26 protein-coding genes are annotated in these 26,205 nt (G+C 71.0%); 24 read left to right on the forward strand and 2 right to left on the reverse strand.

The window, feature by feature from the left end:
* The first annotated feature begins 19 nt into the window (after positions 1-19).
* The 3 genes from BLT99_RS14575 (at position 20) to BLT99_RS14585 (ending at position 3,616) form a co-directional block, all read left to right on the forward strand.
* Positions 20-1,153, forward strand: coding sequence for a thiamine pyrophosphate-dependent dehydrogenase E1 component subunit alpha (locus BLT99_RS14575; RefSeq protein ID WP_092674005.1), 1,134 nt, complete (start codon positions 20-22; stop codon positions 1,151-1,153).
* Between the two features lie 80 nt (positions 1,154-1,233).
* Complete coding sequence (locus tag BLT99_RS14580; RefSeq protein ID WP_229724625.1) at positions 1,234-2,193, forward strand: alpha-ketoacid dehydrogenase subunit beta; 960 nt, start codon at positions 1,234-1,236, stop codon at positions 2,191-2,193.
* Between the two features lie 25 nt (positions 2,194-2,218).
* Positions 2,219-3,616, forward strand: a complete 1,398-nt coding sequence (locus BLT99_RS14585; RefSeq protein WP_092674010.1) for a dihydrolipoamide acetyltransferase family protein — start codon at positions 2,219-2,221, stop codon at positions 3,614-3,616.
* Positions 3,617-3,620: 4 nt separating this feature from the next.
* On the opposite strand, the gene BLT99_RS14590 is transcribed toward BLT99_RS14585, so the two are convergent.
* Entirely contained in the window at positions 3,621-4,121 is a 501-nt protein-coding gene (locus BLT99_RS14590; RefSeq protein ID WP_157675006.1) for a GNAT family N-acetyltransferase, read from the reverse strand.
* A 128-nt stretch (positions 4,122-4,249) separates the two neighbouring features.
* On the opposite strand from BLT99_RS14590, the gene BLT99_RS14595 reads away from it, so the two are divergent.
* The 13 genes from BLT99_RS14595 (at position 4,250) to BLT99_RS14655 (ending at position 14,648) form a co-directional block, all read left to right on the forward strand.
* Positions 4,250-5,287 (forward strand): metal ABC transporter substrate-binding protein, encoded by a 1,038-nt coding sequence (locus tag BLT99_RS14595; protein ID WP_092674016.1) that lies wholly within the window; start codon positions 4,250-4,252, stop codon positions 5,285-5,287.
* 5 nt (positions 5,288-5,292) lie between these two features.
* Positions 5,293-6,060 carry a metal ABC transporter ATP-binding protein gene (locus BLT99_RS14600; RefSeq protein ID WP_229724597.1) on the forward strand — a complete coding sequence of 256 codons (768 nt, stop codon included), beginning with the start codon at positions 5,293-5,295 and terminating at the stop codon, positions 6,058-6,060.
* A gap of 55 nt (positions 6,061-6,115) precedes the next feature.
* Complete coding sequence (locus BLT99_RS14605; RefSeq protein ID WP_197675501.1) at positions 6,116-7,012, forward strand: metal ABC transporter permease; 897 nt, start codon at positions 6,116-6,118, stop codon at positions 7,010-7,012.
* Positions 7,012-7,854, forward strand: coding sequence for a metal ABC transporter permease (locus BLT99_RS14610; RefSeq protein ID WP_092674022.1), 843 nt, complete (start codon positions 7,012-7,014; stop codon positions 7,852-7,854). The genes BLT99_RS14605 and BLT99_RS14610 overlap by 1 nt, the downstream gene beginning before the upstream one ends.
* Complete coding sequence (locus BLT99_RS14615) at positions 7,851-8,297, forward strand: Fur family transcriptional regulator (protein ID WP_092674025.1); 447 nt, start codon at positions 7,851-7,853, stop codon at positions 8,295-8,297. The genes BLT99_RS14610 and BLT99_RS14615 overlap by 4 nt, the downstream gene beginning before the upstream one ends.
* A gap of 71 nt (positions 8,298-8,368) precedes the next feature.
* Complete coding sequence (locus BLT99_RS14620) at positions 8,369-9,736, forward strand: glutamate decarboxylase (protein ID WP_092674028.1); 1,368 nt, start codon at positions 8,369-8,371, stop codon at positions 9,734-9,736.
* 1 nt (position 9,737) lies between these two features.
* The gene (locus tag BLT99_RS14625) at positions 9,738-10,376 is read left to right on the forward strand and encodes a YrhK family protein (protein WP_229724593.1); all 639 of its coding nucleotides are present in this window, start codon (positions 9,738-9,740) and stop codon (positions 10,374-10,376) included.
* A 204-nt stretch (positions 10,377-10,580) separates the two neighbouring features.
* Positions 10,581-10,817 (forward strand): 50S ribosomal protein L28, encoded by a 237-nt coding sequence (gene rpmB / locus BLT99_RS14630; protein WP_092674031.1) that lies wholly within the window; start codon positions 10,581-10,583, stop codon positions 10,815-10,817.
* The gene (rpmG, locus tag BLT99_RS14635; RefSeq protein ID WP_021760158.1) at positions 10,817-10,984 is read left to right on the forward strand and encodes a 50S ribosomal protein L33; all 168 of its coding nucleotides are present in this window, start codon (positions 10,817-10,819) and stop codon (positions 10,982-10,984) included. The genes rpmB and rpmG overlap by 1 nt, the downstream gene beginning before the upstream one ends.
* A gap of 3 nt (positions 10,985-10,987) precedes the next feature.
* On the forward strand, positions 10,988-11,293 hold the full coding sequence (gene rpsN / locus BLT99_RS14640; RefSeq protein WP_092674034.1) for a 30S ribosomal protein S14: 306 nt from the start codon (positions 10,988-10,990) through the stop codon (positions 11,291-11,293).
* Between the two features lie 261 nt (positions 11,294-11,554).
* Positions 11,555-11,842 carry an HU family DNA-binding protein gene (locus tag BLT99_RS14645; protein WP_092674037.1) on the forward strand — a complete coding sequence of 96 codons (288 nt, stop codon included), beginning with the start codon at positions 11,555-11,557 and terminating at the stop codon, positions 11,840-11,842.
* Positions 11,843-12,222: 380 nt separating this feature from the next.
* Positions 12,223-14,136: a cytochrome c oxidase assembly protein gene (locus BLT99_RS14650; protein WP_092676466.1), complete on the forward strand. Its 1,914-nt coding sequence runs from the start codon at positions 12,223-12,225 to the stop codon at positions 14,134-14,136.
* Positions 14,137-14,147: 11 nt separating this feature from the next.
* Entirely contained in the window at positions 14,148-14,648 is a 501-nt protein-coding gene (locus tag BLT99_RS14655; protein ID WP_092674040.1) for a gluconokinase, read from the forward strand.
* 6 nt (positions 14,649-14,654) lie between these two features.
* On the opposite strand, the gene BLT99_RS14660 is transcribed toward BLT99_RS14655, so the two are convergent.
* Positions 14,655-15,704, reverse strand: coding sequence for a hypothetical protein (locus tag BLT99_RS14660; RefSeq protein ID WP_092674043.1), 1,050 nt, complete (start codon positions 15,702-15,704; stop codon positions 14,655-14,657).
* Between the two features lie 190 nt (positions 15,705-15,894).
* Here BLT99_RS14660 and BLT99_RS14665 point away from each other — a divergent pair, with 190 nt between their 5' ends.
* From BLT99_RS14665 to BLT99_RS14700, 8 genes are all read left to right on the forward strand, one after another.
* Positions 15,895-17,214 carry an ATP-dependent DNA helicase gene (locus BLT99_RS14665; protein ID WP_092674046.1) on the forward strand — a complete coding sequence of 440 codons (1,320 nt, stop codon included), beginning with the start codon at positions 15,895-15,897 and terminating at the stop codon, positions 17,212-17,214.
* 132 nt (positions 17,215-17,346) lie between these two features.
* The gene (locus BLT99_RS14670; RefSeq protein WP_157675007.1) at positions 17,347-18,618 is read left to right on the forward strand and encodes a serine hydrolase domain-containing protein; all 1,272 of its coding nucleotides are present in this window, start codon (positions 17,347-17,349) and stop codon (positions 18,616-18,618) included.
* Between the two features lie 85 nt (positions 18,619-18,703).
* On the forward strand, positions 18,704-19,543 hold the full coding sequence (locus tag BLT99_RS14675; protein WP_092674052.1) for a class II glutamine amidotransferase: 840 nt from the start codon (positions 18,704-18,706) through the stop codon (positions 19,541-19,543).
* 79 nt (positions 19,544-19,622) lie between these two features.
* Entirely contained in the window at positions 19,623-21,275 is a 1,653-nt protein-coding gene (locus tag BLT99_RS14680) for an MFS transporter (RefSeq protein ID WP_229724588.1), read from the forward strand.
* Positions 21,268-22,710: a DUF2252 domain-containing protein gene (locus BLT99_RS14685; RefSeq protein ID WP_092674058.1), complete on the forward strand. Its 1,443-nt coding sequence runs from the start codon at positions 21,268-21,270 to the stop codon at positions 22,708-22,710. Before BLT99_RS14680 ends, BLT99_RS14685 begins: the two co-directional genes overlap by 8 nt.
* 94 nt (positions 22,711-22,804) lie before the next feature.
* Complete coding sequence (locus tag BLT99_RS14690) at positions 22,805-23,614, forward strand: phosphatase PAP2 family protein (protein WP_229724586.1); 810 nt, start codon at positions 22,805-22,807, stop codon at positions 23,612-23,614.
* Entirely contained in the window at positions 23,604-24,392 is a 789-nt protein-coding gene (locus tag BLT99_RS14695) for a phosphatase PAP2 family protein (RefSeq protein ID WP_231945688.1), read from the forward strand. The genes BLT99_RS14690 and BLT99_RS14695 overlap by 11 nt, the downstream gene beginning before the upstream one ends.
* 46 nt (positions 24,393-24,438) lie before the next feature.
* On the forward strand, positions 24,439-26,199 hold the full coding sequence (locus BLT99_RS14700; RefSeq protein ID WP_092674061.1) for a SulP family inorganic anion transporter: 1,761 nt from the start codon (positions 24,439-24,441) through the stop codon (positions 26,197-26,199).
* Positions 26,200-26,205: the final 6 nt, after the last annotated feature.

The following is a 26,205-nucleotide window of genomic DNA, read 5'->3' on the forward strand; positions in this document are numbered from 1 at the left end:
GAGCGGGTACCGTGGAACGGTGGCAGCCCCCTCACGCGACTTCACCGCACCGACGGTCCAACTCCTGACGCCCGAGGGCGAGCTGCGCCCGACCGCCGAGGCCGAGCCCTACCTGCCGCTCGTCGAGGCCCTCCCCGACGCGGCACTCGAGCAGTTCTACCGCGACATGGTGCTCTCGCGTCGCATCGACGTGATGGGCGCGAACATGCAGCGTCAGGGTCAGCTCGCGCTGTGGGTGCCGAGCCACGGACAGGAGGCGGCGCAGGTCGGCTCCATCAGGGCCGCGCGCCCCCAGGACCACATCTTCCCGTCGTATCGCGAGCACGTCGTCGGAATGATCCGGGGGCTCGACCCCGTGAACATCCTCCGGCTGCTCAAGGGAGCGACGCTCGGCGGGTGGAACCCCGCCGAGAACGGCAACTTCCACCTCTACACGCTCGTGCTCGCGTCGCAGACCCTGCACGCGACGGGCTACGCCATGGGCCTGCAGTTCGACGGCGCGACCGCGACGGGCGATCCCGAGGCGGATGCCGCGGTGCTGGTGTACTACGGCGACGGGTCGACGTCGCAAGGCGACGCCAACGAGGCGCTCGTGTTCGCGTCGAGCTATGCGACCCCGCAGGTGTTCTTCGTGCAGAACAACCAGTGGGCCATCTCCGTACCGGTCTCGCGCCAGTCCCGGAGCCCGCTCTCGCTGCGCGGCGGCGGTTTCGGCATGCCCGGCATCCGCATCGACGGCAACGACGTGCTCGCCAGCTACGCGGTCACGCGACAGGCGCTCGAAGAGGCGCGAGCCGGCGACGGTCCGAGCTTCATCGAGGCCGTGACCTACCGCATGGGCGCGCACACCACGGCCGACGATCCCACGAAGTACCGCACCGACGACGAGGTCGCCTACTGGACCGAGCGGGACCCGATCACGCGCTACCGCACGTGGCTCGAGGGTCGGGGCGCGACATCCGCCTTCTTCGACGAGGTCGACGAAGAGGCATCCGATTTCGCGGCCGACGTTCGCGCGCGCACGCTCGAGATCACCGCTCCCCCGCGCCGGGACATCTTCGCGCACGTCTACAGCGAGCCCCACCCGCTCGTCGAGGCGCAGGCGGCATGGCTCGAGGAGTACGAGACCTCGTTCGAAGGAGGCCAGGCATGACGGTCGAGACGACCGGGACGCTGACCGGCGCACCCGCCGACCAGGACACCGCCGGCCTGCGGGGCGTGCACACGCTGTCGATGGCGAAGGCCATCACCGCCGGGCTGCGCGAGGCGATGCGCGCCGACGAGAAGGTCCTGCTCATGGGCGAGGACATCGGCGCGCTCGGCGGCGTGTTCCGCGTGACCGAGGGGCTGCTCGACGAGTTCGGCGACCGCCGCGTGCTCGACACGCCCCTCGCCGAATCGGGCATCGTCGGCACGGCGATCGGGCTCGCGATGCGCGGCTACCGGCCGGTCGTCGAGATCCAGTTCGACGGCTTCATCTTCCCGGCGTTCGACCAGATCACGACGCAGCTCGCGCGACAGACGGTGCGCCACGACGGCACGGTCTCGATGCCCGTCGTGATCCGCGTGCCGTATGGCGGGCACATCGGATCGATCGAGCACCACCAGGAGAGCCCCGAGGCGTACTTCGCCCACACGCCGGGCCTCCGGGTCGTCAGCCCGTCCTCGCCGCACGATGCGTACTGGATGATCCAGGAGGCCATCGCCTCGAACGACCCGGTGCTGTTCTTCGAGCCGAAGAGCCGCTACTGGCCGAAGGGGCCCGTCGACCACGACCACAGCGGCCTGGCGCTCCACGCGAGCCGGGTCGTGCGCCGCGGCGACGACGTCACGGTCGTCGGCCACGGCGCCATGGTCGCCACGCTCCTGCAGGCGGCCGACATCGCGGCCGAGGAGGGCCGGAGCCTCGAGGTCGTCGACCTGCGTTCCCTCTCCCCCATCGACTACGGCCCCATCGTCGACTCGGTCCAGCGCACCGGCCGGCTCGTCGTCGCCCAGGAGGCCTACGGCGCCGTGAGCGTCGGATCCGAGATCGCCGCGACGGTGGCCGAGCGCGCGTTCTACTCGCTCGAGGCGCCCGTGCTGCGCGTCTCGGCGTTCGACACGCCGTTCCCGCCCGCCGCGCTCGAGACGGAGTACCTCCCGAGCGCGGACCGCGTGCTCGAGGCCGTCGACCGCGCGCTGTCCTACTGATTCCGAAGACGACCCGAGGAGCACGATGAGCGAGATCCGGTTCCCACTGCCCGACGTGGGCGAGGGCCTCACCGAAGCCGAGATCGTGCAGTGGCGCGTCGCCCCCGGCGACCGCATCGCGCTCGATCAGGTCTTCGTCGAGATCGAGACGGCGAAGTCGCTCGTCGAACTGCCGAGCGCCTTCGAGGGGACCATCGCCGAGCTGCTCGTGGAAGAGGGGCAGACCGTCGACGTCGGCACGCCCATCCTGGTCATCCGAACGGATGCCGCGCGCGGCATATCTGCCGAGCCTGCCCCGTCCGCGCCTGCGGCCGACGCGGTCCCCGCGCTGGCCGTGGAGTCCGAGGGCGCCGGCGCCGTGCTCGTCGGGCACGGGAGCTCGGGCCCGACGCGCAGTCGCCGTCGGCGCCATCCCTCACCCGGTGGAGCTCACGAGCACCTCGTCCCGCCGTCCCCGACCGACGTGCCGGCGACGAGCGCATCGGCCGCGGCCGCACCGGCGGGCGGCGCCTCTGTGGGCATCGGTGAGCCCGCCCGTCCCGCCGAGCGTGCCGACGACGGCATGCCGGTGATCGCCAAGCCGCCCATCCGCAAGCTGGCCAAGGACCTCGGCGTCGACCTGTCGCGCGTCACGCCGACGGGTCCGATCGGCGACGTGACGCGCGACGACGTGATCCGCGAGGCGAGCCAGGCGAGCGTCTTCCGGAACATCCAGACGCCCGAACTGCCGGCCGATCGCGAGACGCGGATCCCCGTGAAGGGCGTGCGCAAGGTGATCGCGCAGACGATGGTGCAGAGCGCATACTCCGCGCCGCATGTATCGGTGTTCGTCGACGTCGACGCCACGCGCACGATGGAGTACATCAAGCGCCTGAAGGCCTCGCCCGACTTCGCCGGAGTCAAGGTGTCGCCCCTGCTCATCATGGCGAAGGCCATGATCTGGGCGGCTCGACGCAACCCCACCGCGAACGCGCAGTGGACCGACGAGGAGATCATCGTCAAGCACTACGTGAACCTCGGCATCGCCGCCGCCACGCCGCGCGGCCTCATCGTGCCGAACGTGAAGGAGGCGCAGGCGATGTCGATGGTCGAGCTCGCGACCGCGCTCGAGCAGCTCACCCTCACGGCGCGCGAGGGCAAGACGCAGCCGGCCGAGATGCAGGGCGGCACGATCACCATCACGAACATCGGGGTCTTCGGCATGGACACCGGCACGCCCATCCTCAACACCGGCGAGGTCGCGATCGTGGCGCTCGGGACGATCAAGCAGAAGCCGTGGGTCGTCGACGGCGAGGTCCGCCCGCGGTACGTCACGACGATCGGCGGCTCGTTCGACCACCGGGTCGTCGACGGCGACGTCGCCAGCCGCTTCCTCGCCGACGTCGCCTCGATCATCGAGGAGCCGGCGCTGCTGCTGGACTGAGCCGTTACAGCCGGATCTCGAGGGTGACGGAATCGGTGGCGCGGGCGACCTCGACCAGCCCGGCCCGCTCGAGCACGCGCCGGGCGGGAAGGTTCGCGATCTCGCATTCGGCTCGGGCGATCGTGGCGCCGGTCGAGGCGATCAGGCGCAGGGCCTCGGCGACCACGTGCGATGACAGGCCCTCGCCGCGCGCGGCGGGAACGAGCGCGAAGCCGAACTCCACCGCTCCGCGCTGATCGGGCGGACCGAACAGGTTCACGCCGCCGATCGCCGCGCCGTCGGCGCCATCGGGTGCGGCCGCTCGGCGCACCAGGTAGGGGCCGAAGGGGGCCGGGTCGCCATTGCGCCGGGCGGTGCCGACGTAGTCGGCGAGCAGCTCGGGCTCGTCGGTGAACGAGTAGCCGCCCTCCCATCCGTCGAACGGGTCGACGTCGCCCGCGAGCAGGCGCTCGGCGTCGGCGACGGTGAACGGGTGCAGCGTGATGGGTGCCGTGGTGATCTCCACGGCAGACATGGTCGCATGGACCGGTGTCACGTGGGTGAACCGTCCACAGCCGCCGTCACCGAGCGACATTCGCTGCGGCACGCTTTCGTGATTTTGACAACCATTATCAATAAGCGTACGGTGGCTTCGTGCCCACCACCCGACCCCGCCGCTCCGCTCGCCTCGTGCTGCTCGCCGCCGCGGCGACCTCCGTCGTGCTGCTCGCGGGCTGTGCCTCGCCGGGAACGGGCGGTGAGGGAGACGGGCCTCGAGTCGTGGCGACCACGACCCAGGTCGCCGACTTCACGGATGAGCTGGCGGGGGAGCAGGTCGAGCTCACGCCGCTGCTGCAGCCCGGGCAGAGCGCTCACGCGTTCGACCCCTCGGCGGCGCAGTTGCTCGCACTCGGGCAGGCCGATGCGCTCGTCGTCAACGGCGGCGGTCTCGAGAGCTGGCTCGACGATGCCATCGCGGCATCCGGGTTCGACGGCGCGCTCATCGACGCGAGCACGGGCATCGAGCTGGCCGGCACCGATGAGGTGCACGACGAGGCGGCGCAGGCCGACGAGCACGGCGACGAGGCGCACGACGATGACGACCACGCCCACGGGTCCGGCAATCCGCACATCTGGACCGACCCCGCCCTCGCCGAGCAGATGGTCGCGAACATCGCCGACGGCCTGGCCGACCTCGACGGCGTCGACATCGAGGCCCTGCGCGCGAGGGAGTCCGATTACACGGCGCAGCTCGCGGCACTCGACGACTGGATCGCCGAGAACGTGGCCGCGGTGCCCGCCGATCAACGGCTGCTCGTGACGAACCACGACGCGTTCACCTACTTCCTCAGCGCGTACGACGTGACCTTCGTCGGCAGCGTCATCCCGAGCTTCGACGACAACGCCGAGCCGAGCGCCGCCGAGATCGACCGCCTCGTCGACCGCATCCGTGCCACGGGTGTGCGAGCGGTCTTCTCCGAGGCCTCGATCTCGCCGAAGGCGGCCGCGACCATCGCCGCCGAGGCCGACGTGGCCGTGTACTCGGGCGACGACGCGCTGTACGGCGACTCGCTCGGCCAGCCGGGCTCCGACGGCGACACGTACCTCGGCAGTCAGCTCCACAACGCGCGGCTGATCCTCGAATCGTGGGGCGTCGAGCCTTCCGCCCTGCCCGACGCGCTGCGAGGATGACCCGCATGAGCGCCACGACGCCGGTCCTCCGCCTCCGCGACGCCGCGTTCCGGTATCCGGGTGGAGCGGGCGTGTCCGATCTCTCGGTCGACGTGGCGCCGGGGGAGGCGCTCGCCGTGATCGGCCCGAACGGCGCCGGCAAGTCGACGCTGCTGCGCGGCATCCTGGGTCTCGTCCCGCTCGTCGCCGGCGACATGCAGGTCGACGGCCGAACGAACGACGCGGACGGCATGATCGGCTTCCTGCCCCAGTCCGCGGAACTCGATCCCGACTTCCCGATCAGCCTCGCCCAGGTCGTCATGCAGGGTCGGTACCGCCGCCTCGGCCTCTTCCGGTGGCCGGGTCGCCGCGACCGGCAGCTCGTGCGCGAGGCGCTCGAGACGGTGGGCCTGGCCGACCGAGCCGACCGTCGCTTCGGCGAGCTGTCGGGCGGGCAGCGGCAGCGTGGCCTGCTCGCTCGGGCCCTGGCCTCCGAGCCGAGCCTGCTCCTGCTCGACGAGCCGTTCAACGGACTCGACCAGGCCAACCGCGAGGCGCTCGTCGACACGCTTCGGACGCTCAAGGCGCGCGGTGTCGCCGTGATCGTCTCGACCCACGACCTCGAGCTCGCCCGCGAGGTCTGCGACACGGTGCTGCTCGTGAACGGCACGCAGCTCAGCTGCGGGCCCGTCGACGACGTGCTGACGCTCTCGAACGTGCAGGAGTGCTTCGACGGGGTCGAGGTCGAGATCGACGAGCACACGCTGGTCGTGCCCGACCACGAGGGCCACTGATGCCGATCGCGGCATACCGCGCGTCCGAGGCGCCGCGGCGGGGGAGGGGCGCGCGTTGAGCGCGTGGGACGCGCTCGTCGGCGCGTACGCCCTGCCATTCATGGGGCGGGCGCTCGTCGTGCTGCTCGTGCTCGCGGTCGTCGCAGGGCTCGTCGGCGTGCTCGTGAACCTGCGCGGCCTCGAGTTCATCAGCGACGGGCTCACGCACGCCGTCTTCCCCGGGCTCGCCATCGGCCTCGCCGTGGGCGGCACGGCCGGACTCGTGCCGGGCGCCGCGATCGCCGCGCTGGCCGGCGCGGTGGCGCTGACGCTCTTCGTGCGCGGGGGCGTCACATCCGACGCGGCGGTCGCGGTGGTCCTCACCGCAGCGTTCAGCGTCGGCGTGATCGTGGTGTCGCGCAGCGACGACTACGCCGGTGAGCTCGAGGCGCTCCTCTTCGGCCGCGTGCTCACGATCGCCCCCGAGGACGTGGTCCCGCTCATCGTCGTCTCGCTCGCCGCCGCCGTGCTGGTCGGGGTCACCCTCAAGCAGCAGGTGCTGCGCGCGTTCGACCCCCAGGCGGGGCGAGCGTGGGGCGACCGGCCCCTCGCGCTCGACCTCGTCCTCAACTCGGCCGTCGCGCTGGTCGTCGTGGCGGGCGCGAGCACCGTTGGCACGCTCCTCGTCCTCGCGCTGCTCATCGTTCCGGGGGCGTCGTCGCGGCTCGTGACCGACCGGCTGTGGTGGCTGTTCCCGGTCGCCGCGGCGGTCGGCGCGATGAGTGCCTGGCTCGGGCTGTCGCTCGGTTTCGCGATCTCGGTGGGAGCGGGCGTCGACCTGCCGGCGGGCGCCACCGTCGTCGCCGTGTTCGTGGCGGCGTACGCCGCGCTCCTCGCGCTCCGGCTCGTCCGCGACCGGATGACGCGCCCCGGCAGACGTCCGGCCGCCGCCCTGGCCACGGGGGAGCGGTGATGGGGTACTTCGAGCGCGCACTGGTCGCGGCGATCGTCATCGGCGCGGGTGCCGGATTCGTCGGCGCGCTCGTGGTCCTGCGCCGGCGCACGTTCTTCGCGCAGGCGCTCACGCACGCGACCTATCCCGGGGCGGTGGCCGCGGCCGCGCTCGGGATCGGCGTGCCGCTCGGGGCCGCCGCGGCATCCGTCGTCATCGTCGCCGTGATGTCGTGGATCGCCCGCGTGCGACGGCAGGGCGCACAGGTCGCCGCGGGCGTCGTCCTGACCGGCGGGTTCGCGGCGGGCGCGCTGCTCCAGGCGCTCATCCCCGGGCTCCCGGTGCAGCCCGAGTCGCTGCTCGTGGGATCGATCCTCACCGTGAGCGACGGCGACATCGCCCTCGCGATCGTCGTCCTCGTGGCATCCGTCGCCCTCGTCGCGGCATTCGGCACGCGCATCGTCTTCTCGACCTTCGACCAGGGAGGGTTCCGCGCCGCGGGATTCCGCGAGTGGCCGATCGAGGTGCTCGTGCTCGGACTTACGGCGGCCTCGGTCGTCAGCTCGCTGCCGGCGGTGGGCGCCATCCTCGCCATCGCCCTGATCGCGGCGCCTGCCGCAGCGGCGCGTCTGGTCGTGCCGACCTTCCGCGGCGTGCTCTTCGCCGCCCCGCTGATCGGTGCCGCGGCGGGCGTGATCGGCGTGCTCGTGTCACGGTACGCCGCCGTCGCGGCCGGCCCGTCGATCGTGCTCGCGGCCACGGCGTTCTTGCTCGTCGCGCTCGTCGGCTCCCAGCTGCGGCGACTACCCTCGAGACGGGCTCCCATTCCGGTGGAGACCGCGGAGGACGCACGGATCGCATGAAGCGGAACACCTGGCAACGCGAGGCGGTGCGCGAGGCGCTCGACGGCACCGAGGGGTTCATCAGCGCGCAGGCGCTGCACTCGGCGCTGCACGCGAGCGGCTCGCCGATCGGCCTGGCCACCGTGTACCGCGCGCTCGGCGACCTCGCCTCCAACGGCGAGGCCGACTCGTTGCAGTCGCCCGAGGGCGAGGCGCTCTACCGCGCGTGCAGCACCGGGCACCACCACCACCTGATCTGCCGCAACTGCGGGCTCACCGTCGAGATCGCCGCCGACGAGGTCGAGGCGTGGGCCAAGCGGGTCGCCGCCGAGCACGGCTTCACGGCCGCCGCGCACGTCGTCGACGTCTTCGGGCTCTGCGCGGAGTGCACTGCGGCGCAGTCGGCGCAGTCGGCGCCGGCGGCGCACGCGTCCGCGGCGGATCGCCACTCCCACGGGACCTGAGTCCCCACGGCCCCGGCCGGGCCGGGCTACGTTCCGTGGGTCCGCGTCACCGAGCGGACGAAGGGGGACCCATGTACCAGGACGATGCGCTCATTCCGACCTTCTCGCGTGCGGGTGAGGCGACCACCGCGCGCTACACCCAGATCCCGGACAACTCGATGCTGCCCGAGACCGCGTACCGGATCGTGCGCGACGAGACCATGCTCGACGGCAACGCCCGCCTGAACCTCGCCACGTTCGTCGGCACGTGGATGGACGAGTCGGCCGACCGCCTCTACGCCGACGCGTTCGACAAGAACATGATCGACAAGGACGAGTACCCGGCGACGGCCGCCATCGAGGAGTACTGCTGGCGCATCCTCGCCGACCTCTGGCACGCGCCCGACCGCACCGACGTCATCGGCACATCCACCATCGGCTCGTCCGAGGCTTGCATGCTCGGCGGCCTCGCGCTCAAGCGGCGGTGGCAGAAGGCACGCCGCGCCGCGGGCAAGGACGCCGACAAGCCCAACCTCATCATGAGCTCGGCGGTCCAGGTCTGCTGGGAGAAGTTCTGCAACTACTTCGACGTCGAGATGCGCCAGGTGGCCACCACCGAGGAGCATCCGCTGATGGACGGCACGAGCCTCGAGGACGTCGTCGACGAGAACACGATCGGCGTCGTCGTGCTCATGGGCGTCACGTACACCGGCGCCTACGAACCCGTGATGAAGGTGCAGGCGAAGCTCGACTCCATCCAGGCGAAGACCGGCCTCGACATCCCGATCCACATCGACGGCGCCTCGGGCGCCATGGTCGCGCCGTTCCTGCAGCCCGAGCTCGAGTGGGACTTCCGCGTGCCGCGCGTGCAGTCGATCAACACGTCGGGGCACAAGTACGGCCTGGTGTACCCGGGCGTCGGCTGGATCGTGTGGCGCAACACCGCGGCCCTGCCCGAGGAGCTCGTCTTCCGCGTCAGCTACCTCGGCGGCTCGATGCCGACCTTCGCCCTCAACTTCTCGCGACCCGGTGCACAGGTGCTGCTGCAGTACTACCGCTTCCTCCGTCTGGGCCGTTCCGGGTACACCTCGATCCAGCAGGCGTCGCAGGATGTCGCGCGCTACCTCTCGCACGAGGTGGGCAGGTTCGACGCCTTCGAGCTGCTGACCGACGGCAGCGACATCCCGGTGTTCGCCTGGCGGCTGAAGCCGGGCCACACCGACAAGTGGACGCTGTACCACCTCTCCGAACGGCTCCGCATCAAGGGATGGCTCGTGCCCGCGTATCCGCTCTCGGGCGAGCTCGAGGGCCAGACGGTCATGCGCATCGTCTGCCGCGACGGCCTCAGCCGCGACCTCGCCGAGGACCTGCTGCACGACATCCGAGAGGAGACCGAGTTCCTCGACTCGCTCGACGCGCCCATGCCGCACCCGGGTCTCCCGCCGGCGTTCCACCACTGACGTGACCGCACCAGGGGCGGCGACCATCCGGCGGCTGCGCCGTGAGGCGTGGGGCTTCGCGGTCGGCTCGCTCTGTTTCCTCGTCGGCGCGCTGCCGCCGTACGCCGCCTGGGTGGGCGCCGTCGGGGCGAACCTCACGTTCTTCATCGGTTCGCTCTTCTTCACCACGGCCGGATTCATCCAGCTGAGCCTCAGCGGACGACGGCCGCCGCACGGTGACACCAATCGCGCCGACCGCGCGGACTGGTGGGCGGCGGCCGTCCAGTTCCTGGGCACGCTCCTCTTCAACGTCAGCACGTTCGCGGCGCTCGCCGCAGCGATCGCGCGGCCCGACGCCGTGGGGGTGGGATGGCGCCCGGACGCGTGGGGTTCGCTTGCCTTCCTCGTGGCCAGCACGCTCGCGGTGATCGCGACGAAGGATCGCGGCCGGCTCTGGGATCCCGACGCCCGCACGTGGCACGGCACGTGGCTGAACCTCGCGGGTTCGGTCGCGTTCGGGGCGTCGGCGGTCGGCGCGTACGTGCTGCCGGCCACCGGCGACCTCCTCAGCGAGTACTGGGCCAACCTCGGCACCATGCTCGGAGCGGTGTGCTTCTTCGTCGCGGCGCTGCTGTCGCGGCGGACCATCCCGGCGGGGTGACGACGTCGACGCCGGCGACGGATGCCGCGGCATCCGATTCGGCCCTGATCTGGCCCTCTGCTAGACTCGACGTTTGGCTGGGCGCTTCCACCGTCCAGACCGTAGGCGAATCCCCCTGTATCTACCGCGTAGCGGAGGGGCTCGCCTGCAGACAAGTGACCTTGGGAGGGGCCGTCCGGCCCCTCGGTATTGGAGGAAAGACCAATGGCAGCAGTGTGCCAGGTGACCGGAGCCACCCCCGGCTTCGGACACAACATCTCGCACTCGCACCGCCGGACGAAGCGCCGCTTCGACCCGAACGTGCAGAAGAAGACCTACTACGTGCCGTCGCTGCGTCGTAACGTCACCCTGAACGTGTCCGCCAAGGGCATCAAGGTGATCGACGCCCGTGGCATCGAGGCCGTCATCAAGGACATCCAGGCTCGTGGGGTGAAGCTCTAATGGCGAAGCAGCAGGACATCCGTCCGATCATCAAGCTCCGTTCGACGGCCGGCACCGGGTACACCTACGTGACCCGCAAGAACCGTCGCAACAACCCCGACCGTCTCGTGCTCAAGAAGTACGACCCCGTGGTGCGCAAGCACGTCGACTTCCGAGAGGAGCGCTAAGACATGGCGAAGAAGAGCAAGATCGCGCGCAACGACCAGCGCAAGGTGATCGTCGAGCGCTACGCGGCCAAGCGCCTCGAGCTGAAGAAGGCGCTCGTCGACCCGAACGGCACCGACGAGAGCCGCGAGGCCGCCCGCGTCGGCCTGCAGAAGCTGCCCCGCGACGCGTCGCCGGTCCGCCTCCGCAACCGCGACGCCATCGACGGTCGCCCCCGCGGCAACCTCTCGAAGTTCGGCATCTCGCGCGTGCGCTTCCGCGACATGGCGCACCGCGGCGAGCTGCCCGGCATCACCAAGTCGAGCTGGTAAGCAGTACCGCTTCCCGAGAGGGGCGTCCCGGTCATCGGGGCGCCCCTCTTGTCGTCTCATCAGGAGCCGTACGCGACGGGGTTGTCGCGCCATCCGTCAACCCCCTGCGAAACGTGCCCCAAACACCCGGAAATCCGCGTGTTTCCGCGGGACTCTGCTACATTCGAGGCGGCCTGAACGGCCACGGGGGCGATCGCGAGGTCGACTCCGCGTATCCACATGACAGCTGTTGACACAGCGAAGGTCCGAGGAGGACATTCCATGGCTGACAAGTCGCTCAACAAGTCCGAGCTCGTTGCCAAGATCGCTGCGGCGACGAACCAGAGCCAGAGCACCGTCGACTCCGTGCTGAACGGGTTCTTCGAGACGCTGGCCGACTCGGTCGGATCGGGCACCAAGGTCTCCATCCCGGGCTGGCTCGCCGTCGAGCGCACCCATCGCGCCGCCCGCACGGGCCGCAACCCGCAGACGGGCGAGACCATCCAGATCGCCGCGGGCAACTCGGTCAAGGTCTCCGCGGGCTCGAAGCTCAAGGCCGCCGTCAAGTAACTCGCGCGCGTCGCACGACGCATTCCGAGACTCCTGAAGGGGCGCCCGGTCCATCCGGTGCGCCCCTTCGGCGTGCCCGGGACGGCGTGCCGCGCCATCCGTTCTCACTCGCACGGGAGGAGATGTGCGGGTGCGGAGGACCGTTCCGGCGTCCCGATCCTCCCGCGCCATCGATCCCCCCTCCGTTTCAGGAGAACGCGGGCTCGTCAGGACCGGATCGCGGATCCGGTCCTGAGCAGCCTCCGTTCTCCTGAATCGATGGCGGGGCGAGCGGATGGCGCCGGAGCCCCGCTCCCAGCGGGCTCGCCTAGGCTTGTGCGGTGCCCCGTTCCGTCCGCGTCCTCGGCCCTGCCCTGCTCGTCGCCGTCGCGTTCGGCGCGATGGTCGCCGCGCTCGCGTACGGCGGGGGAGCGGCGCCGTTCCCCATCCAGGACCCGGGGCCCGTCGCACGCTGGGGCGTCCCGGTCGCGAAGCTCTTCGTGAACCTCGGCGCGGCCGGCATGATCGGCGCGCTCGTGCTCGCGGTGTGGGCGCTCAGCCCGAAGCGGCGCGAGTTCGACCTCGCGCTCGATGTCGCCGCGGCATCCGCCGCCGTGCTCACGGTCGCGAGCGCCGCCACCGGCGTGCTCACCTTCATGCTCGTGACCGGCGCCCCGTTCGACCTGGGCGACCGGTTCGGCGCGCAGCTCGGCCAGTTCGCGACCACGATCGAGCTCGGACGAGCGTGGCTGACGACCACGCTGGTCGCGGCCGCCGTCACCGTGCTGTGCTTCGCCGTGCGAAACCACACGGCGCTCGTCTTCGTGACGGTGCTCGCCGTGGTCGCACTCGTCCCCATGGCGCAGCAGGGCCACGCGGCCGGCACCGCCGGCCACTCCGAGGCGATCACGGCGCTCGGACTGCACCTCGTGTTCGTCGCCGCATGGCTCGGGGGACTCGTCACGCTGGTCCTGCTCAAGCCCGCGCTCGACGGCGACCGGCTCGGGGTCGTGCTGGCGCGGTACTCGACGGTCGCGCTGGTCTGCTTCATCGTCGTCGCGATCTCGGGCTATGCGAGCGCGGCGCTCCGCATCGGCTCGTGGGACCAGCTGACCACGGGCTACGGCATCCTCGTCGTGGTCAAGGTCGCCGCGCTCATCGCGCTGGGCCTGTTCGGCGCCGCGCAGCGTCGCATCCTGATCGGGCGGATGACCCGCCCCGCGGCATCCACGACCGGCACCTTCTGGCTGCTCGTCGCCGTCGAGCTCGCGTTCATGGGCCTCGCCTCGGGCGTCGCCGCCGCACTCGCACGCACCGCCACGCCCGTCTCGGAGGACACGGCGGGACAGCTCGCGCGCACGCCCGCCGAGATCCTCACGGGCGAGCCGCTGCCGCCGTGGCCCGAGCCATGGCGCTACTTCACCGAGTGGAACCCCGACCTGCTCTGGCTGCTGCTCTGCGGCTTCGGCATCTTCTTCTACGTCGCGGGCGTCGTGCGGCTGCACCGCCGCGGCGACCGCTGGCCGGTGTGGCGCACCATCCTGTGGGTCTCGGGCCTCGCGCTGCTCGCCTGGGTCACGAGCGGCGGCGTGAACGTCTACGAGCAGACCCTGTTCTCGGCGCACATGCTCGCGCACATGGTACTGACGATGGCGGTGCCCGTGCTCCTCGTGCCCGGCGCGCCCGTGACGCTCGCGGCCCGCGCCATCCGCCCTCGCAAGGACGGCAGCCGCGGTGGCCGCGAGTGGATCCTCCTCGCGGTGCACTCGAGGTTCGCGAGCATCATCGCGAACCCCATCGTCGCGGCGGTGCTGTTCGCCGGGTCGCTGTGGGTCTTCTACTACTCGCCGCTCTTCCGGTGGACCATGGAGGACCACATCGGCCACGAGTGGATGGTCGCGCACTTCCTCATCACGGGCTACCTGTTCGTGCAGTCGCTCATCGGCATCGACCCGGTGCCGTATCGCCTGCCGTACCCGTTCCGGCTGCTGCTGCTGCTCGGCACCATGGCGTTCCACGCGTTCTTCGGCCTGTCGATCATGATGAGCAGCGGGCTGCTGCTCGCCGACTGGTACGGAGCGATGGGCTGGGGCACCGACGCGCTCGCCGACCAGCAGGTGGGCGGCGGCATCGCCTGGTCGATCGGCGAGATCCCGACCCTCGCACTGGCGATCGCCGTGGCCGTGCAGTGGGCGCGCAGCGACGCCAAGGAGACGAAGCGCCGCGACCGGCACGCCGATCGCACGGGTGAGGCCGAGCTCGAGGAGTACAACGCCCGGCTGGCGGCCCTGGCCCAGCGCGACGGCGTGCAATGAGGGGCGAGCGGATGGCGCGCATCGTCGTCATGGGCGTGTCGGGAGCGGGCAAGTCCACCGTGGGCGAGGCGCTCGCCCGCCGGCTCGACGTGCCGTTCGTCGACGCCGACGACCTGCACCCGGCCGTCAATGTCGAGAAGATGCGCGCGGGAACGCCGCTCACCGACGACGACCGGTGGCCGTGGCTCGACGTCGTGGGCGCGGCGCTCGCCGAGGCCGAGCCGCCGGGCATCGTCGTCGCGTGCTCGGCCCTGCGCCGTGCGTATCGCGATCGGCTCCGGACCGCTGCGCCCGATGTCGCCTTCGTCGCCCTCGAGGGCGATCCCGAGGTGCTGGCCGAGCGCCTGGGTGCGCGAGCCGGCCACTTCATGCCCGCGACCATGCTCGCGTCGCAGCTCGCGCTCTACGAGTCGCCCGCAGCCGACGAGCGCGCGGTGCGATGTGCCATCGAGAGGCCGCTGGACGAGATCGTGACGGCGGCGATCGCCGGCCTCGAGGCGCTCGAAGGGTAGCCCGGGTCAGCGGAGCTGGATGGCGATCGACCCGTCGGGTCGCACGGTCGCATCGAGCGAGAGCGTGAAGCCCTCGTCCTGCTCGAGCGTCGAGAAGGATCCGTCGAACAGCGACTGCACGTCGACCGTGATGCGCGCCACGCCAGGGGTCGGGGGCATCTCGAACGTCGTCTCGCCGGGCACGAGCGTCACCTCGGGAGAGCTCACGATGGTCCACACGGGTTCGCCGACGACCCGGTCGTCGACCACGACACCGAACGGGCACCCGGCGGGCTGCAGCACCGCCTGCGTCGCGCACTGATCCTGGAGGAACTCGTCGACCTTCGCCTGGACGCGCTCGACGAACGCCTCGGTCGGCAGGGCATCGACCGTGACGGCGACCTCGGCGCCGGGCTCGGCGACGACCTGGGCGGGCACGGCCTCGAGCAACGTGGACTCGTAGCCGAACTCGTACACCGCGGGGGCGATGGCCAGGTACGACGCCTGCTGCGTGAAGGCCGCGAGCTCGTCGCCCGACTTGGTCGCCCGCGTGTCGAGCGTGAGCGACCCGACCGTGAAGAGCGGGCTGTGCGCCGCCGTCACCTGGATGACGGCGAGCGGGCTGGTCGCGAACTCCCACCGGTGCAGCACACCGTAGAGCGGGTCGATCGGGCGCACGTCGAACGCGGTCTCGATGATCGACGACTCGAGCCGATAGCTCGCGGTCACGGTGTGCGAGCCGTCGTCGTGGGGCACGTCGGACACGATGCGCACGTCCTCGGGCCCGGTATCGACGACACCCGATCGCAGCATCGCCGTCGAGATGTCGGTCGGCAGCCCGGCCGCCTGGAGCGCGCCCTCGTCGAGCCGGACACCGGGCGTCGCGGCCGCGCTCACGATGTCGTCCCTGGCGATGTTGCCGAGGTACCGCTCGACGAACGCGGGCGCGCCGTAGAGCGTCTGGTTGAGTCCGCCGAGCGCCGCGAGGAACGCGCCGCCGAGCAGCACCGCGAGACCCGTCCACCCCGCGATCGCGGCCGGCGACAGGCGCCCACCCCGTCGGCCCGAGCTCCCCACGCGGCAAGTCTAGACAGCGGGATCGCCGATCCTCCGTCCGTCCACAACGCGACGCGCAGGGTGAACGGATGTCGCGACGACGGGCCGGCACCCCGGCCACGCGGTCTACAGTGAAGACGCCCGGCGCGAGGCATCCGCTCGACCGACCCGCCTGCGGCATCCGTCCCGACCCACTCCCGAAGGCCCGATCGTGCAGACCGTGACCCTCACCGCCGAGCAGCAGGCGGTGTTCCAGGCGATCGAGCACACGCGCGAGCACGTTTTCGTGACCGGTCGTGCGGGCACCGGCAAGTCGACGCTGCTGAACCACCTCAACTGGAACACGGGCAAGCAGATCGTGATCTGCGCGCCGACCGGCGTCGCGGCGCTGAACGTGGGCGGGCAGACGATCCACTCGCTGTTCCGCCTGCCGATCGGCGTCATCGCCGACGCCGAGATCGACCAGAACGATGCCGTGCGCAAGCTCCTCAACGCCATGGACACGCTCGTCGTCGACGAGGTGTCGATGGTCAACGCCGACCTGATGGACGCGATGGACCGCTCGTTGCGGCAGGCGCGGCAGCGCCCCCACGAGCCGTTCGGCGGCGTGCAGGTCGTGCTCTTCGGCGACCCCTACCAACTCGCGCCTGTGCCCGGATCGGGCGACGAGCGGCGGTACTTCGCCGACACCTACCGCTCGATGTGGTTCTTCGACGCGAAGGTCTGGAACGAGGCCGACCTGCGCATCTACGAGCTCGGCGAGGTGCACCGGCAGCACGACGATGCGTTCAAGCACATGCTCAACGCGGTGCGGCACGGCATGGTGACCGCCGAGATCGCCGGCGTGCTGAACGACACGGGTGCGCGTCGACCGCTCCCCGAACAGGGCGCGATCACGCTCGCGACCACGAACGAGACCGTGAACCGCATCAATCGCACGGCCCTGCACCGCCTGCCCGGGCACTCGCTCGCCAACGAGGCCGACGTCAACGGCGAGTTCGGCGGCCGCGGCTACCCGGCCGACGAGAAGCTCGAGCTCAAGGTCGGGGCGCAGGTCATGTTCCTCCGCAACGACACCGCCGGGTGGGGCGAGGCGCCGCGCTGGGTGAACGGCACGATCGGCACCGTCACCTCGCTCGACCGCGAGGTGCGCGTCGAGGTCGACGGCGTCGAGCACGAGGTCGAGCCGGTCACGTGGGAGAAGTACCGGTACACCTGGGATCCGGTCGCGAAGAAGCTCGAGCGCGAGATCGTCGCCGAGTTCACCCAGTTCCCCCTGCGGCTCGCGTGGGCCGTCACCATCCACAAGTCGCAGGGCGCGAGCTACGACACTGCGATCGTCGATCTCGGCTCGCGCGTGTTCAGCCCGGGCCAGACCTACGTCGCGCTCTCGCGGCTGACGAGCCTCGAGGGGCTGTACCTCGCCCGGCCGCTCGTGCCGCGCGACATCATCGTCGATCGCGACGTCGAGCGGTTCATGTCGGGTGCTGCGCGCGAGCTCGGCGTCGCCGACCCCGTGATCGTCGAGTAGCCACGACCCGGGGGACACGCGCCCGGCGTCGTCCGCGGGATCACGGGTCACGGAGTAGCCTCGAACACGTCGACGCCGACGCATGCGGGTTACAATCGCAACGGACACACGGCGGGGGGCACGGTGGCTGGAGTGGTGACACGCGTTCGGCGGATCGTCGCGGCGCTCGTCGCCGCGGGCACGCTGTTCGCGCTGTCCGCCTGCATGGCTCCCGCCGAGCCGGCCGCCGACTATGACCAGGTCGAGGGCGAGTTCCCCGCCGACCTCCAGGAGCGCCTCGACGCGACGCTCGACGAGGCGATCCGCGTGAGCGGCTCGAGCGGCGGCATCGCGGGCGTCTGGGCGCCCTGGGCCGGAGCGTGGACCGCGGCCGCGGGCACGGTCGACCTCTCCAAGGGCGCCGCGAAGGCGACGACCGACACCGCGTTCCAGCTGCCTGCCGTGACCGGCGAGCTCACGTGCGCCATCGCCATGCGGCTCGTCGACGCCGACGTCATCGAGCTCGACCAGCGCATCGACACCATGGTCCGCGGACTGCCCGGCCTCGGCGACATCACGGTCGAGCAGCTGTGCCGCCACACGTCGGGCCTCGACGACTACTACCCCCCGCTCCGCCGGCACTTCGTCGCCAATCCCGAGCGCGTCTGGCCGGCGGGCGAGCTCATCGCGAGCGGGATGGCGCTCGCGCACGTCGGCGAACCCGGAGCCGTCTGGAAGGAGTCGCGCACCGGCATCCTGCTGCTCGCGACCGCGCTCGAGCAGCACACGGGCCGCAGCTGGTCGGAGCTCGCCGAGCAGTACGTGCTCGACCCGCTCGACATGGACGGCACGGTGCTGCCCGAGCAGTCCGACACCGCCTACACGGGCGCCCTCGGCGGCTACTCTGCGGCCCTGGCGGCGGATGGCTCACCCGACTGCGCGACCGTCGTCGACGTGTCGCGACGCTCGAGCTCCATCGGCGGCGCGGCGGGCGGAGCCCGCTCCACGCTCGACGAGGTCCGCGAGTTCAGCCAGGCCTATGCGAGCGGGGCGCTGTTCGAGGAGGGGACCGCGCGCCAGGCGTGGGACGTCGTGCCGTTCGGCGGCTCGGCGCCGTCGTGGCAGGCCCAGGGAATCGGCGCCCAGCAGTACGGGCCCCTGCGCGGCATGGCCGGCGAATCGACCGGCGCGCTGACGGCGGCCTTCACCGACCCCGACTCGGGCCTCACCGTCGTGCTCGCACTCAACAACTCGACCGGCGGCGCCACGCTCGTGCGCGAGGCCGCGTTCGCGCTCGCGTCGCTCGGGTCGAAGGCCGCAGCCGCCGACGAGCGCACGCAGCCCCTGGTCGAGCTTCCGTGGTCGTACGAGCAGGCGACGCAGCGCATGACCGAGGCCGCTCCGTGCGCCGAGCCCGCCGAGTGAGACTTTCGACCCACCGCGATCCCGGCCGGGCGACCAGACTGGCGAGGTGACGCCGCGGCGGGGGCCGTGGCGGGGGAGGGCGCTCATGTGCCGCTGGCTGGCGTACTCGGGAGAGCCCCTGCGGGCCTCGGCGGTGATCCTCGACGCGAAGCACTCGCTCGTGGCGCAGTCGCTGGACTCACCGCTCGGCGCCGAGACCGTGAACGGCGACGGGTTCGGGATCGGGTGGTATCCGAAGGGCGCGGTCGCGGGCAGCATCCCGACCGTGTTCCACAGCGTCGAACCCGCATGGAACGACGAGAACGTGCGCGAGCTCGCTCGATCGATCGAGAGCCCCCTGTTCTTCAGCCATGTGCGCGCGGCGGGCGGGCCGCCCATCCAGCGCACCAACTGCCATCCGTTCCGGTGGGAGAACTGGCTGTTCATGCACAACGGGTTCCTCGGCGAGTTCGCGAAGGTCAAGCGCGACCTGACCTTCGCCGTCGATCCATCGCTGTACACGCACCTCAAGGGCACGACCGACTCCGAGGTGATGTTCCACCTCGCGATCACGTTCGGCCTCGTCGACGATCCCGTGAAGGCGCTGACCGCAATGGTCGACCACATCGAGCGCGTGGGCCGGGAGAAGGGCATCCTGTTCCCGATGCAGGGCACGATCGCGGTCGCCGACGGTGCGACGATCTGGGCGCTCCGGTACTCGTCGCAGGGCCGCTCCCGCACGCTGTTCCACTCGGTCGACATCCCCACCATCCGCGAGATGTATCCGGAGGCCGAGCGGCTCAGCCAGTTCGGCGAGCACGCGCACGTGGTGGTCTCCGAACCGCTCAACGACCTCCCGGGCGTCTTCGTCGAGGTCCCGGAGGGGACGATCGCGATCCTCGACAAGGAGGGGTACCACCATGAGCCCTTCCGCAGCGCAGCCTGACTCAGGCGCAGCGGACGGCGGTGACGCAACCGCCGGCGACCGCGCAAGCGCCGGCGCCGATGTGGGCACGGACCAGCCCGTGAACGGGCGCTCAGCGTCCTGGACGGTCGTCACCGCGCTGTCGGCGGCCCAGTTCGTGATGGTGCTCGACAGCTCGGTGATGAACGTCTCCATCTCGACCGTCGTCGAGGATCTCGACACGACGGTCGCCGCGATGCAGGCGGCGATCACGTTCTACACGCTCACGATGGCGGCGCTCATGCTCGTCGGAGCCAAGCTCGGCGACGTGTGGGGACGCCTGCGTGCGTTCGTGATCGGCTCGATCGTCTATGCGATCGGCTCGCTGACGACCGCGCTCAGCCCGAACATCGTCGTGCTGTTCCTCGGATGGTCCGTGGTCGAGGGCATGGGCGCCGTCCTGGTGATCCCGGCGATCGCGGCGCTCATCGCCGACAACTACCAGGGGCGGCAGCGAGTGACGGCGTTCGCGATGATCGGGGCCGCCTCCGGCGCGGCCGTCGCCGCGGGTCCGCTCATCGGCGGGTTCGTCACAACCTACTTCTCGTGGCGCTACGTGTTCATCGGCGAAGTGGTCGTCATGGCCGTGGTCGTGCTCTTCTCCCGCCGCATCGTCGACCGGCATCCGCCGCGGCCGTCGTCCATCGACCTGCCGAGCGTGCTGCTCTCGTCCGCGGGCCTCGTCGCGATCGTCTACGGGATGCTGCAGAGCAAGGTCTGGGGATGGATCCGTCCGCTGGAGGCGCCCCAGATCGGCGGGGTCGAGATCGTCCCGTTGGGCATCTCGCTCACGACGTGGCTCATCCTCGGCGGATGCATCCTGCTCGCCTGGTTTTTCGGCAGGCAGCGCCGGCTCGCCGACGAGGGCCGGACGCCGCTGCTCGACGTCGCGCTGTTCGAGATCCGGCGATTGCGGAGCGGACTCGGCGCGCTCGGTGCGCAGTACGCCGTCACCGCCGGGCTGTTCTTCATGGTGCCCGTGTACCTGCAGATGACCCTCGGCTTCGACGCGCTCCAGACGGGCCTGCGCATCTTCCCCCTCTCGATCTCGCTGATCCTCTTCTCGTTCGCCGGCACCAGGCTCTCGAACATCTGGTCCGCGCGCCGGATCGTGCGAATCGCCCAGGGGGTGCTCGCCTTGTCGGCGCTGGTGCTGCTCGCCTCGGTCGACGTCGAGCTCCAGTTCCCCGCGTTCGGGATCGGCATGTTCACGGCCGGCGGAGCGCTCGGACTGCTCGCCTCGCAGCTCGGGAACGTCAACATGTCGAGCGCCGGCCCCGAGAAGGCGAGCGAGGTCGGCGGCATGCAGGGCGTGTTCCAGAACTTGGGCTCGTCCCTCGGGACGGCGCTCATCGGGTCCGTGCTGCTCGGCGCGCTGGCCACGACCTTCGCCGGGAGCGTCGCCGCGAGCGAGCTGCCCGAGGACGTGAAGGCGCAGGTGGCGGAGGCGACCGCGGGCGGCGTCGAGCTCGTGCCCGCGTCCACGGTGGCGGACATCGGCGAGGATGCGGGGCTTTCCGACGACGACGCGCAGACGCTCGCCGACGCGTATCGAACGGCCCAGATCGGAGCGTTGCGGGTCGCGTTCGTGGGATTGATCGCCATCGCCCTCGGAGCGCTCCTGTTCTCGAAGGGCATACCGGATGACGCGCCGCCGCGTCGCCCGCGAGGACGGCCCGTCCGGCCGGAGACCGAGGAGGCACGCCATGAGTGACACGACCACGTCCGAGACCCTCGAGACGATTCCACGCAACGATGTCGACGCCCGGCGCGACGCCGGCAGGGCAGCGCGTCGTGCGGTCCCGCGCTCGTCGCACGCCGGCTGGACGGCGCCATCCGACCGACCGGATCCCGTGGCGCTGCTCGAGGAGCAGGCGGTCACGCGCGTGCCCGAGCTCGTACCCATCCGGTACGGGAGAATGCTCGTCTCGCCGTTCAACTTCTATCGTGGCGCGGCGCTCATCATGGCATCCGACCTCGCCGGCTCGCCGGCCTCGGGGCTCACCACCCAGATCTGCGGTGACGCGCACCTGTCGAACTTCGGCGTGTTCGCCTCGCCCGAGCGACGGCTGATCTTCGACATCAACGACTTCGACGAGACCCTCCCCGGCCCGTGGGAGTGGGACGTCAAGCGACTCGCGGCGAGCTTCGAGGTCGCGGGGCGGCATCGTGGCTACTCGGAGTCCGAGCGTTCGCGAGTGGTCCGCGCTTCGGTGCGCGGCTACCGCGAGTACATGCGCAGGCTCTCCCGCATGGGCGTGCTTGAGGCGTGGTACGACCGCCTCGACGAGGACCAGGTCGAGGCATGGATGCGCAAGGAGCGCGCGGCGAACCGCATCGACGCGAAACAGGTCAAGCGCACGCAGGCGGCGCTCGCGAAGGCCCGCACGAAGGACAGCATGCAGGCGTTCTCGAAGCTCGTTCGCGTCCTCGACGGAGAACTCCGCATCGCGGCCGACCCGCCGCTCATCGTGCCCGTCGAGGACCTGCTGCCCGAGGGCCGGTCGCCGGGCGACGATGTGCGAGCGATGCAGGGACTGCTCGAGGGGTACCGGAAGACGCTCCAGCGTGAGCACCACCCGTTCGCCGAGTTCCAGTACGTGCACATGGCGCGCAAGGTGGTCGGAGTCGGGAGCGTGGGCACGCGCGCCTGGGTGCTGCTCTTCCGCGGCCGCGACGATCGCGACCCCCTGCTGCTGCAGGCCAAGGAGGCCGAGGCGTCGGTGCTCGAGCGGTTCCTGCCGCCGAGCCCGTACGAGAACCACGGGGAGCGGGTCGTCCGCGGGCAGAGGCTCATGCAGGCGGCCAGCGACCTGTTCCTCGGATGGCAGCGGGCGGAAGGGGCGGACGGCATCGAGCGCGACTTCTACATCCGGCAGCTGCACGACTGGAAGGGCTCCGCAGACATCGAGATTATGGTGCCGAAGGGCGCGGAGTTCTACGCTCGCGCCTGCGGCGAGACGCTCGCTCGAGCGCATGCCAGGGCCGGCGACCGCGTTGCGATCGGCGCGTACCTCGGCGCGAGCGATCGGTTCGACCGGGCGGTCGCCGAGTTCGCGATCGACTACGCCGACCAGAACGAGCGCGACTACGCCGCGTTCTCCGAGGCAGTGGCATCCGGCCGACTGACCGCCGCTGAGGGGTTCTGAGGGCGCCGTCAATGGGGGGCGCCCGGCGGCGTCGCGCGCCATACTGTGGGGGAATCCCGGCGTGAAACGGGAACGGACCACGGGAGGAGCAGCGGTGATCGACTCCACCGACGCGCACACGAAGGCCGACGAGAAGCCGGGAAGGTTCCAGCGGTTCCACGAGCGGTTCATGGTCGAGGAGCGCGTGCTCTCGGCCGCCGCGAAGCGGAACCTGTTCATCACGGGCGCGGTGCTCATCGTGGCCGGCCTGGTCGGCTTCTTCGTCGTGCTCGACTCGATCCTCGAATCCGACGACCTGTCGTACATCGACGCCCCGGTCGAGCATTGGCTCGAGTCGGGCCGTGACGGCTGGCTCACGACGCTCATGATCATCCTGTCGATCGTGTTCGGCCCGATCGCGATGCCCATCATCATCCTGGTGACGACGGTCGCGTGGGGCATCCTCGCGAAGCACGCGTGGCGGCCCATCCTGCTCGCCGGCGGTATGATCCTGGGCGTCATCGTCGTGCAGCTGCTCGCGCCGATCATCGCCCGCGACCGGCCCCCGGCCGACGAGATGATGATCGGCTACGACCCGACGTCCTCCTTCCCCTCGGGGCACGTCATGGGAGTCGCCGACTTCCTGTTCATCGGCACCTACCTCGTGTTCTCACGGCATCGGCGGCCCGTCATCACGACCCTCGCGTTCGTCGTCGCGGCGTTCGTCGTGCTGCTCACCGCCGCCTGCCGCATCTACCTCGGGTACCACTGGGCGACCGACGCGGTCGGCTCGATCATGCTCTCGCTCGTGGTGCTCGGGATCGTGATCATCGTCGACACCTGGCGCACCGTCCGGGTCGGCTCGCCCGAGGAGGTGGCCGAGTCCGATCGGCGGCCGGAGGCGTGGGGTCGCAATGAGCGATGACGCCGAGAGCATGAGGACGCCGGGCGAGCCGCCGGACGCGACGGACTCGCACAGCGCCGCCGCGGAAGCGGGTCGCGAGCATCACGCGGACCATGCGCCGGCGCCCGTGCGTATCAGCCGCCGGCCCTGGATTGCGGCGGGCGCGTTCGCCCTCATCGCGGTCGCGCTCGTGGGCGCCGTCATCGTCTTCGACCGCGCACGCGAGTCGTTCGAGTTCGAATCGGGCCTGATGGCGGTGCTCGCCGAGGCGCGCACGCCGTGGCTGACCGCACCCGCGCTGGTCCTCGACCGCGTCGGCAGCGGACTGCTCTCGGGGTTGATCGTCCCGGCGCTGATCATCGCGGCACTGCTCGTCTGGCGGCGCCCGTGGGCGGCGGGATTCTTCCTCGTCGCGCTGCTCGCGAGCAGCGGCCTCACGCGCTTGGTCAAGGTGCTCGTGGGCCGGGTGCGCCCCGAGGACATTCTCGTGCACCCCGACTTCGGCTCGTTCCCGTCCGGCCACAGCTCGAATGCGGCGGTGATCGCGACGGCGCTCGGCCTCATCTTCATGCGCACGTGGGTGTGGGTCCTCGGCGCCGTCTACACGCTGCTGATGATGCTGAGCCGCATGTACCTCGGGGCGCACTGGCTCTCCGACACCGTCGCGGGGCTGCTGATCGGCGCGGGCGCGGCCCTCATCGTGTGGACGCCGTTCGCCTATCGGCTCTATCGCGAGAACCGATTGGCCCATCCGCCGATCTGGCGGAAGGTGGAGCCCGAACGCACCACCGTCGCCTGACCCTCCCGGCAGCGCCATCCGCCATGATGGAGCCCTGGGGGCGGAGATGAGCGCGACGGGCGAACGGGTGCGGCGGCTGCTGCCGGGCGTCGACACCGCGCTGCGCTATCGCCGCGAATGGCTCCTGCCCGACATCCGTGCCGGCATCGCGGTCACGGCCCTGCTCATCCCGGCCGGCATGGGATACGCCCAGGTGGCCGGGCTCCCTCCCGAGACCGGCCTGTACGCGACCATCGTGCCGCTCATCGCGTACGCCATCGTGGGCCCGTCCCGCATCCTCGTGCTCGGTCCCGACTCGGCGCTCGCGCCGATCATCGCCGCGGCGATCCTGCCGCTCGCAATGGGCGACGACGATCGAGCCGTGGCCCTCGCGGGACTGCTCGCCATCATGGTCGGCGTGATCCTCCTCCTCGGCGGCATCCTGCGCCTCGGGTTCGTCACCGACCTGCTGTCGAAGCCGATCCGCGTGGGCTACCTCAACGCGGTCGCGCTCCTCGTGACCATCTCGCAGGTCCCGAAGCTGCTGGGCTTCTCGACCGACGCGACCACGCCGTTCACCGAGGTCGCGGCGATCGCGCAGGGCATCGCCGACGGTGCGATCCAGCCGCTCGCCCTCGCCTTCGGCCTGGGTTCGCTGGCCGTGATCATCGTGCTCACGATCGTGAAGTCGCCAGTGCCCGGCGTGCTCGTCGCGGTCGTCGGGGCGATCGTGCTCACGGCCGTGCTGGGGCTGTCCGACGACCTCCCGGTCGTGGGCGCGCTCCCGCAGGGTCTCCCCGCGCCCGCGCTCGGCGGGCTGCAGTGGTCGGATGTCGCGGCCCTCGCCCTCCCCGCCGCCGGCATCGCCCTGGTCGCGTTCACCGACTCGGCGGTGCTCTCGCGCACGCTCGCGGCGCGCCGGGGCGAGACCGTGAGCGGCAGTCGCGAGATGGCGGCGATCGGCGCGTCGAACCTCGCGAGCGGGTTCTTCGGCGGGTTCCCGATCTCGGCGTCGGCCTCGCGCACCCCGGTCGCCGAGCAGGCCGGGTCGAAGTCGCAGGTGACCGGCCTCGTGGGGGCGCTGCTCATCCTGCTCTTCATGCTGCTCACGCCATGGCTGACCGACCTGCTGCCGTCCGCGACGCTCGCGGCCGTCGTGATCATGGCGGCGTCGCGTCTCATCGACGTCAAGGGCTTCGTGCGATTGGTCCGGATGGATCGCATCGACGCCCTGCTGTCGGCCGCCGCGTTCGTCGGGGTGTTCGCGTTCGGCGTGCTCGGCGGCATCGCGGTCACCATCGGGCTCTCGCTGCTCGCGTTCGTGATCCAGGCGTGGCGGCCCTATCGTGCCGAACTCGGGCGGGTGACCGGCAAGCGGGGTTACCACGACCTCTCGCGGAACGCCGAGGGCGAGCGCATTCCCGGCGTGGTCATCCTGCGCTTCGACGCGCCGCTGTTCTTCGCGAACGGCGGCATCTTCGAGGACTTCGTGCGCGCCCGCGTGGAGGCGGCTGGACCCGACGTGCACACCGTGATCCTGGCGGCGGAGCCCATCACGGACATCGACACCACGGCAGTGGAAGAGCTCGTCGACGTCGACGACTGGCTCGCCAAGCGCGGCATCCGGCTCATCATCGCCGAGATGAAAGACCCGGTGGTCGACGTGCTGCGCGATTACGGGCTGACGGGTCGCTTCCCGCCCGATCGCTTCGCCCCGACCGTGGGGGCCGCGGTCGACGACGTCACTGGCACGCTGCGCCAAGACCTCGAGGGCACGAAGTGGGACCAGGACGACGAGGCGGACGGCGGGGCGGAGACGAGGCGCTGAGCCGTG

The sequence above is a fragment of the Agromyces flavus genome, assembly GCF_900104685.1.
Classification (GTDB): Bacteria; Actinomycetota; Actinomycetes; order Actinomycetales; family Microbacteriaceae; genus Agromyces; species Agromyces flavus.